This window comes from Nocardia pseudobrasiliensis NBRC 108224, assembly GCF_001613105.1.
GTDB classification, from domain to species: domain Bacteria; phylum Actinomycetota; class Actinomycetes; order Mycobacteriales; family Mycobacteriaceae; genus Nocardia; species Nocardia pseudobrasiliensis.
On record NZ_BDBS01000087.1, the window covers coordinates 1 to 8399 of the forward strand.

Annotated in this window: 8 protein-coding genes; 2 read left to right on the plus strand and 6 right to left on the minus strand. The window is 70.2% G+C overall.

What is annotated here, in order from left to right:
• Positions 1-115 precede the first annotated feature (115 nt).
• Together NP4_RS39160 and NP4_RS39165 are read right to left on the minus strand one after the other, a co-directional pair.
• Positions 116-907, minus strand: coding sequence for a nuclear transport factor 2 family protein (locus NP4_RS39160; RefSeq protein WP_068009865.1), 792 nt, complete (start codon positions 905-907; stop codon positions 116-118).
• 47 nt (positions 908-954) lie between these two features.
• A complete protein-coding gene (locus tag NP4_RS39165; RefSeq protein WP_068009870.1) occupies positions 955-1710 on the minus strand; it encodes a 3-hydroxyacyl-CoA dehydrogenase in 756 nt (251 codons plus the stop codon).
• 153 nt (positions 1711-1863) lie between these two features.
• Here NP4_RS39165 and NP4_RS39170 point away from each other — a divergent pair, with 153 nt between their 5' ends.
• Positions 1864-2754 carry an SGNH/GDSL hydrolase family protein gene (locus NP4_RS39170; RefSeq protein ID WP_068009874.1) on the plus strand — a complete coding sequence of 297 codons (891 nt, stop codon included), beginning with the start codon at positions 1864-1866 and terminating at the stop codon, positions 2752-2754.
• A 25-nt stretch (positions 2755-2779) separates the two neighbouring features.
• Entirely contained in the window at positions 2780-4153 is a 1374-nt protein-coding gene (locus NP4_RS39175; protein ID WP_068009877.1) for an FAD-dependent oxidoreductase, read from the plus strand.
• Positions 4154-4170: 17 nt separating this feature from the next.
• Here the strand turns inward: NP4_RS39175 and NP4_RS39180 are convergent, their stop codons facing one another.
• From NP4_RS39180 to NP4_RS41435, 4 genes are all read right to left on the minus strand, one after another.
• Entirely contained in the window at positions 4171-5562 is a 1392-nt protein-coding gene (locus NP4_RS39180; RefSeq protein WP_082876637.1) for a class-II fumarase/aspartase family protein, read from the minus strand.
• 28 nt (positions 5563-5590) lie between these two features.
• Entirely contained in the window at positions 5591-6697 is a 1107-nt protein-coding gene (gene fni / locus NP4_RS39185) for a type 2 isopentenyl-diphosphate Delta-isomerase (RefSeq protein ID WP_245997886.1), read from the minus strand.
• Positions 6694-7806 carry a phosphomevalonate kinase gene (locus NP4_RS39190; protein WP_068009885.1) on the minus strand — a complete coding sequence of 371 codons (1113 nt, stop codon included), beginning with the start codon at positions 7804-7806 and terminating at the stop codon, positions 6694-6696. The genes fni and NP4_RS39190 overlap by 4 nt, the downstream gene beginning before the upstream one ends.
• On the minus strand, positions 7793-8399 hold a 607-nt coding region (locus tag NP4_RS41435), incomplete at its 5' end, for a diphosphomevalonate decarboxylase (protein WP_373863910.1). The genes NP4_RS41435 and NP4_RS39190, both read right to left, overlap by 14 nt.

Sequence of the window (8399 nt, forward strand, 5' to 3'; positions counted from 1 at the left end):
ACACACCCCGCGCAACACCTGACGGATCACACACCCCGCGCAACACCTGACGGATCACTCACCCCGCGGACGACACTGAAAGGCCGCCACCCATCTAACCGCCACGCGGACACGCTCATTCCGCGACGTACATCCGTACCGCCGCGATCCGCCCGCGTGCCACCTCGAGCTCGGCGATGCCGCGACCGGCCGTGGTTTCGACCGTCGTGGTGACGAATCGGCCCGCCGAGATCGGTTTGCTCACACGCACTCCGGCCGCGCGAGCGACGAATTCCTCCGCGCTGACCGGGCTTCCGACCGGCCATTCCAGAACCGCGCCGGGCGCGAGGGCATTGCGCACCGCGCCCGCGCTGCCCCGCGCCGCCGAGGCCAGCAGTTCGGTCGCCAGGCGCTTACCCGACGCGCCCACTCGGATGAATCCGCGCGCGAAACCCGCTGTGCCGCCGAGGCCCTGGTTGCCCAGCAGCCGTGGTGTCAGTCGGGCCGCGGCGGCCAGGCCGGGCAGCCCGGAGGTGAGCAGCTGGGCGACCATGATCGGCAACTCCCAATGCGCGTGCAGCTGCGCGATTCTCAGCGTTTCGCCGACGCGGGCGAGGTCGTAGCGCAGATGCATCGGCACGCGCAGCACCACCCCGGTCGACATTGTGATCTCGATGGACAGATCGCGGAAGACGCTGCTGCCGCAGACCACATCGTGGTCGACCAGGAAGACGATGGCATTGGGCGCGATGAAGGTCTCGTAGAACCGCTCGATGGCGGCGGTCCCGATATGCGGTCGCGATCCGACCGGATCCTCGACCCGCGCCCCTCCGGTGAACAACCCCACCCAGGCCGCTCTGTCGTGCGTGGCGACGGCGCGGGGCGACTGCTCGACGGCCGCCAGGAGTTCGGATGCGGTGGCGGACATGAAGACAATCTATAACCTGTTTCAGTCCGAGGGAAGCGCCGGTCGGCTCAGCGCGGACCCATTCGGATCGCGCCGTCCAACCGAATCACCTCGCCGTTGAGCATCGGATTCTCGACGATATGCGCCACCAGCGCCGCATACTCCGCCGGATCGCCCAGCCGCTTGGGATGCGGAACCTGTTCCTCGAGCGAGGCTTTCGCCTCCGGGGGCAGCGCGGCCAGCAGCGGGGTGTCGAACATCCCGGGCGCGATCGTCACGACCCGGATCAGATGTTCGCCCAGATCCCGGGCCAGCGGCAGCGTCATACCCGCGATGGCCGCCTTGGACGCCGAATAGGCCGCCTGCCCGATCTGCCCGTCGAAGGCCGCGACCGAGGCGGTGTTCACGATGACCCCACGCTCCCCCTCGACCGGTTCGGTCCGGGCGATGCGCTGCGCGCCCAGGCGCGTGACATTGAATGTCCCGACCAGATTCACATCGACCACGAGCTGGAAGGCGTGCAGCGGCACCACCCGATCCCCGGTCAGCACCCGTCCCGGCAGCCCGATCCCGGCGCAGTTCACCACGATTCGCAGCGGGCCCAGCCGATCGGCCGCATCGAAGGCCGCGGCCACCTCGTCCTCGTCGGTCACATCGGCGGGCGCGAACACCGCCCCGATCTCCTCGGCGGCCTGCTTGCCGTCGGAATCGGGCAGATCTACCACGACCACGCGGCCCCCCGCGTCGATCAACCGCCGTGCCGTTGCCAACCCCAAACCCGAGGCGCCCCCGGTCACCAGGGCCACGCCGTCCTGAACCCGCATCGCTCGCACTCTCTCCCTAGGCTGCCGATCCGCGTCATTACAACAGAGATCACCAGTTTCAACAAGGCATCTTTTTGCAAGTTCGCCTTCTTATCGAGAGGGTTGGTCCGCGCGATCTCCGGTTATCGTTGATCCGCCACGAAGGGAGTCCCGTTGCCCACGTCCCGTCCGATCACGGTCTTCCTCGCCGCGCTCGCCCTGACCGCGACCGCCGCCCTCGCCCATGCGCAGCCGGATCGCACGCACTATGTCGCCCTGGGCAGTTCCTATGCCGCCGGTCCGGGCATCGAGCCGACCATCGACCTGGGCTGCGCGCGCTCGGGCGCGAACTACGCCCATCGCCTCGCCCGCAGCCTGGACCTGGATCTGGTCGATGTCACCTGTTCGGGCGCGACGACCGCCGATGTGCTGACCCACGCGCAACACCTCGCGACCGGGACGACCGTGCCGCCGCAGATCGAGGCGGTGACCCCGGATACCGATCTGGTGACCGTGACGATCGGCGGCAATGATCTGGGCCTGATCGGCGGCATGATCGCCGACAGCTGCCCGGCGATCGCGGACGGCGCGCCCGCGCTCCGGGACCCGGCGTCGAAGGTCTGCTCGGCCGCCCTGGGACATCGAAAGGACCCCGCGCCCTCGGATTTCGCGGATGTGCGCCACGCCCTGGGCGAGATCGTCCGCCGCGTGCACGAGATCGCCCCGGCCGCGACAGTCCTGCTGGTCGAATACCTGCCCGCCCTCGACGCACGGGCCACCACCTGCCCTGCGATCCCGCTGTCCGAACACGACGCCCACACCGCGCGCCGGGGCTGGGAGGGCCTGATCGCCTCCACCCGCGCGGCCGCCGAACAGCAGGGCGCCACCAGCGTCACGGTCCCCGACGCCGAGGCCCATACCGCCTGCGGCGCCGACCCGTGGATCGGCGGCTTCCACAACCCGCTCGCCACCGGGCCGCTGTCGCTCGTCTCGTCCTATCACCCGACCGAGGCGGGTATGGCCGCGGTCGCGACCCGACTCGACGAACTGGTCCGCGCCGACTGAGCCTCGCCCTCGTACCGTGATCGGTATGAGCGAACGCGTGGTGATCATCGGCGGCGATGCGGCCGGAATGTCGGCCGCCTCCCAGGCCCGGCGGCTGAAGCCGGTCGGCGAACTCGAGATCGTGGTGTTCGAGCGCGGGCATTTCACCTCGTACTCGGCTTGCGGAATCCCGTACTGGGTCGGGGGCCAGGTCGCCGACCGCGACGATCTCATCGCCCGCACGCCCGAGGAACATCGCGCCCGCGGGATCGATCTGCGCCTGGGCGCGGAGGTCCTCGAGATCGATGTGCCCGGAACGCGAGTGCGCGTGCGCGATTCGGCCGACGATACCGAAACCTGGTGGGATTACGACAAACTCGTCATCGCCACCGGCGCGACCCCGATCCGCCCGCCGCTGCCCGGCATCGACGCCGCCGGGGTGCACGGGGTACAGACCCTCGACGACGGCCAAGCCCTGATCGACACCCTGCGACGCACCGAGGGGCGGCGCGCGGTCGTGGTCGGCGCGGGCTATATCGGCGTCGAAATGGCCGAGGCGATGATCAACCGCGGCTACGAGGTCACCATGCTCAACCGCGGCACCGAGCCGATGGCGACCCTCGACCCGGATATGGGAGTGCTGATCCGTAAAGCCATGGAGGGTATGGGCATTCGAGTGATCGGCGATACCGAGGTGACCGCCGTGCGCACCGACGACTCCGGCCGGGTCCGCGCGGTCGCCGCCGACGACACCGAATATCCCGCCGACGTGGTCGTACTCGGCATCGGCGTGCGCCCCGCCACCGATCTGGCCCGGTCCGCGGGCCTGCCCCTGGGCGCCGGCGGCGGCCTGCTCACCGATATGGCCATGCGGGTCCGCGGCCACGAAAACATCTGGGCCGGTGGCGATTGCGTCGAGGTGCTGGACCTGGTCTCCGGCGCCGAACGCCACATTCCCCTGGGCACCCACGCCAACAAGCACGGCCAGATCATCGGCTCCGGCGTCGGCGGCGACTACGGCACCTTCCCCGGCGTCGTGGGCACCGCCGTCAGCAAGGTCTGCGACCTCGAGGTGGCCCGAACGGGTCTGCGCGAGAAGGACGCCCAGCGCGCGGGCCTCCAGTACGTCACCGCCACCATCGAATCCACCAGCCGCTCCGGCTATTTCCCCGGCGCCGCGCCCATGACCGTCAAAATGCTCGCCGAGCGCCGCACCGGCCGTCTGCTCGGCGTCCAGATCGTCGGCCGCGAGGGCGCGGGCAAGCGCATCGATATCGCCGCCGTGGCGCTCACCGCCCGTATGACGGTGGAACAGATCGCCGCCCTGGATCTCGGCTACGCCCCGCCGTTCTCCCCGGTCTGGGATCCGGTGCAGGTCGCCGCCCGCAAGGCGGTGAGCGCGGTACGCAAGCGAGGCTGAAACCGCCCGGCCCACGACTAGGTCCGGTCGAGCACCAGATCGATCAGATCGGGAGCCAGCCCGAGATAGTTCTCCGGCCGCAGCAGTTCGTGAATCTCGGCCACCTCGAGATGTTCGCGCACCGCCACGTTCTCGGCCAGCACATCGGCCAGCGAGCGACCCTTCTCCTCCGCCTCGAACGCGGCGGCCTGCAGCACCGCCTTGGCCTGCACCCGGCCCAGAAGCGGCGTGAGCAAGATCGACAATCGCTCCGACACCAGCTGACCGTGGCTCAGCGCGAGGGTGCGGCTCATCCGATCGGTATCAGCGCGCAATCCGTCGGCTAGTTCCGCGGCGGTATGCGCGCTGCCGCCCACCAGCAGTAGACATTCCCGCAGCGGCTGCCATTCGGCATGCCAGGCCCCGGGCGAGCGTTCGTCCTCGGCCAGCATGGCGATGTAGATGGTGGAGGCGAGTGCGGGAGTCTGCAATGCCGCCGAGCGAATCATGGTGGCCAGCACCGGATTACGCTTCTGCGGCATGGCCGAGGATTCGCCCCGGCCCGCACCGGCCGGTTCGTAGACCTCCATGACCTCGGTGCGCGCCTGAGAGATCACGTCGACGGCGAACTTGCCGAGCGCGCCCGAGGTCGTGACCAGCGCGGCGGCCAGATCGGCCAGCGGGGTGCGCACACTGTGCCAGGGCGCGACGCTGGTCGGCAGTGCCAGTTCGGTGGCGAATTCGTCGGTCAACCGGGTGTAGATCTCGGTGGCGCTCGCCCCAGCCAGCTCACCGCCGCTGCCGCGCGCGCATTCGATATAGGACGCGAATGTCCCTGCGGCGCCGCCCAATTGAACCGGCAGCCCGTGGTCGCGCACCCGGCGCAGCCGGTCCGCGGCGTCGCGCAGTCCCAGCGCCCAGTTCGCCACCCGCGCGCCGAAGGTGGTCGGCACGGCATGCATTCCCAAGGTACGGGCGGCGATCGGCGTATCGCGATGCGCCCGCCCGAGCCGCGCCAGGGCCTCGACGGCGGTCTCCACATCGGTGAGAATCGTCGACAGCGCCCGCCGGGCGATCAGCATGGTCGCGGTGTCGAGGATGTCCTGACTGGTGGACCCCCAGTGCACGTAACCCGCACTGACCGGATCGATCTCGGTCACCACCCGCTGCAGCTGCTGTACGAAAGCCACCACCGGATTGGCCGCACCGCGCGCCGCCTCGGCGATCGCCCGGGTGTCCAGTCGCCGCGTCCCGAGCGCCACGGTGATCTGCTCCGCGGCCGATGCCGGAATGATGCCCAGGCGGGCCTGCGCCCGCGCCAATGCGAGTTCCACCTCGACCATGGCCTCGATCCAGGCGTCATCGGATACGAGTGTTTCGATCGGCACGCCCGCACGCACCGGTGCGAGCAATCCTCTGTCCACGACCATCGACGAAATCCTTTCCATGCGATCCGAATCAGCCTGCGCGGCGGGCGTATTCGGCCGGGTCGATGCCGCGCAGGCGGCAGAAGTCGGCGAGGTCGCCGGTGAGCAATACATCCTTTCGTACCAGATCGGCCACCGTCGGGGCGCCCAGCACCACCATCAGCTGCCGGATCTGATCGACCCACGCGGTGAGCGTGGCCACCAGGACATCCACCCCCTCGGTCTCGAGGACCGACAGGAACTGTCCGGATACGCCGACCGCCCGCGCGCCCAGGGCGAGCGCGCGCACCACATCCAGCGGATGCCGGACCCCGCCCGAGGCCAGCAGGGTCACCCCGGCCGCATGCGCCGCCGCGGCGGAATCCACCAGGCAGGCGGGAGCGGATTGACCCCAACCGGCGAGGTAGGCGAAGTCCTCACGCGGGCGACGGGCGTTCTCGATACTCGCGAAATTCGTTCCGCCCCGGCCGGATACGTCGACCGTGGACACCCCGAGACCGGCCAGGCGGGTGACCGCGGACCGGGTCATACCGAAGCCGACCTCCTTCACGATCACCGGCACGTCCAGCGCCTCGACCAGCGCGGCGATCCGGCCCGGCCAGCCCGAGAAGTCCCGGTCGCCCTCGGGCATGACGATTTCCTGAATGGTGTTGACATGGATCTGCAGAGCGTCGGCCTCGATCAGATCCACTGCGCGCCGGGCCATATCCGGGGTGGCATTGGCATTGACGTTGGCGACGACGAATCCGTCCGGATTCTCCTCGCGCAGCACCCGATACGTGGGCGCGAGCGCCGCATCGTGCAGATAGGCGCTCATGGATCCGGAGGCGATCGGCACCCCGGCCGCGCGGGCCGCGATCGCCAGGCCGCGGTTCACCTCGCCGGTGCGGGCGCTGCCGCCGGTCATGGCGTTGATGTACAGCGGTGCGGCCCAGCCGGTTCCGGCGACCTCGGTCGCCAGCGACACCGTCTCCTCGGAGGTACCGGCCAGGGCGTCGTGGACGAAGCTCACCTCGTCGAACTGATTCAGCGCACCGCCGCCGCGGCGATCATGCTGTTCGACCGCCAGCCGCACGTGGTCGTCCTTACGGCTGCCGTAGGTCTGGGTCGTGGTCGCCGCCGACACGGTAGCAGTCACTGGCCGTCCCCTTTCATTGAAAGCTCTTGGTGCACATGAAGTCCCAGCGGCACGATGCCCGCGGCGCGCCACCGCCGATGCAGCTGTGCCGCCGCGGCGGGATCGACCAGCGCGATACCGCAGTCGCCGCCACCGGCGCCGGAGGTCTTGGCGACCGCGCCCAGCGCTTCCGCCGCGTGGCGCAGGGCGGCCAGAGTGGGCGTCTCGACGATCACCCCCGCCAGTTCGCTCACCGAACGCAGCAGCGCCCCGGCCGCGGCCACCGCGGCGGCGACCGATGCGTCGTCGCCAGCCTCCAGACCGGCGACCAGCGCCGCCACGCAGGCATTGCTACCCGCGACGAAACGGTCGTAGGCCGCGGGATTTCCGGCCACGCCGGCTCGCAGCCGCGCCACCAGCCCGCTGGATACCGCGGGCTCACCCGACCAGCCGATCTCGAGTCGCAGCTCCCGTGGCGGAGGCAGGCGGGTCGCCGACAACAGCGGCCACGGCCGCTCGACCAGATCGACCAGCCGGGTATCGGGACGGGCGAGGCGTTCGAGTACGCGCGGCCGGTCCGGCGCCCGGTAGGCGACCCAGCCGCCGAACAACGACGCCGCCACATCCCCACCCGAACAACGGGAATCGACGGTGAGCGCGGTCAGCAGCGCCAGCCGCAGCAGCGCGTCGTCGTCCAGTTCGAACCGGTACAGCCGGGTGAGGGCGCGAATCAGGCCGACGGTGACCGCCCCCGAGGATCCGAGTCCGTACTTGCGCCCGGTGCCGCGATCATCGAGTTCGGATCGGATGTCGAGCTCGAAGCCGAGCAGCGCGCACCCGCGTTCCACGGCGTAGCGCTCCACCAGTTCGACTGCGGCGAGCACATGTCGCAGCGCGCCCGTGACGGCCGGATCGTCGGCCACGGCAACCACATTCGTGCCGCTGCGGACCAATTCGACGGGTTCGGGACCGGCCGGGGCGGTCGTCACCGTGCGCCGGGTCCCGGCGACCGGGGAGATCCGGACGGTCAGATAGCGGTCGACCGCCACCAGCACCGCGAGGGCGCCGGGTTCCAGCACCGCGTATTCGCCGCCGATGAACAGCTTGCCCGGCACCTCACAGGTGATCATCGGCACCCGCCCCGAGGGTCGCGCCCGGTCCTGGATTCGCCACCACGACCCGCGAGGTCGGATCGGCCTCCGCGAGCGCAGCGGCCACGGTCGCGCTGTCGCGCCGATCGCACAGCACCTTGACGTTCGGGCCCGCATCCATTGTCGCGTAGGCGAGGACGCCCTCGGCGCGCAGCTCGACCACCCGGTCGAGCAACCGCATCGAACCCGGCGAGAAGTAGCGCACCGCCGGGCGGGCGGCCAGCATCGTGGCGTGCATGCCCAGGGCGTTGCGTTCGGCGATCTCGCCGACGGCCGCGAGATCACCGGCCGCGATCGCGGCCCGCATATCCCGCAGATCCCGCTCGCTGGACCGCGCCCACGGCCAGAACAGCGGTGAGGTGTCGACGGTGCGCCGCATGGCCGTTCGGCTCGGGATCTTCTTCTCGCGGGCATCGACCAATCCGACCACCAGCGCGGGGTCCAGCAGCGGCGCCTCCACCGGTTCGGCGTAGCTGCTGAGATCGCCTGCCGCCCCGTCGCCTTCACCGCAATGCCATTGCGCGAAGCCGCCGTAGATCGACCGCGACGCGCTGCCGGAGCCCTGGCGCGCG

Coding starts and splice junctions, on each gene's coding strand:
- NP4_RS39165 (WP_068009870.1), bottom strand. CDS start 1,710: ATGCGGGTTCAGGACGGCGTGGCCCTGGTGACCGGGGGCGCCTCGGGT.
- NP4_RS39160 (WP_068009865.1), bottom strand. CDS start 907: ATGTCCGCCACCGCATCCGAACTCCTGGCGGCCGTCGAGCAGTCGCCC.
- NP4_RS39175 (WP_068009877.1), top strand. CDS start 2,780: ATGAGCGAACGCGTGGTGATCATCGGCGGCGATGCGGCCGGAATGTCG.
- NP4_RS39190 (WP_068009885.1), bottom strand. CDS start 7,806: ATGATCACCTGTGAGGTGCCGGGCAAGCTGTTCATCGGCGGCGAATAC.
- NP4_RS39180 (WP_082876637.1), bottom strand. CDS start 5,562: ATGGTCGTGGACAGAGGATTGCTCGCACCGGTGCGTGCGGGCGTGCCG.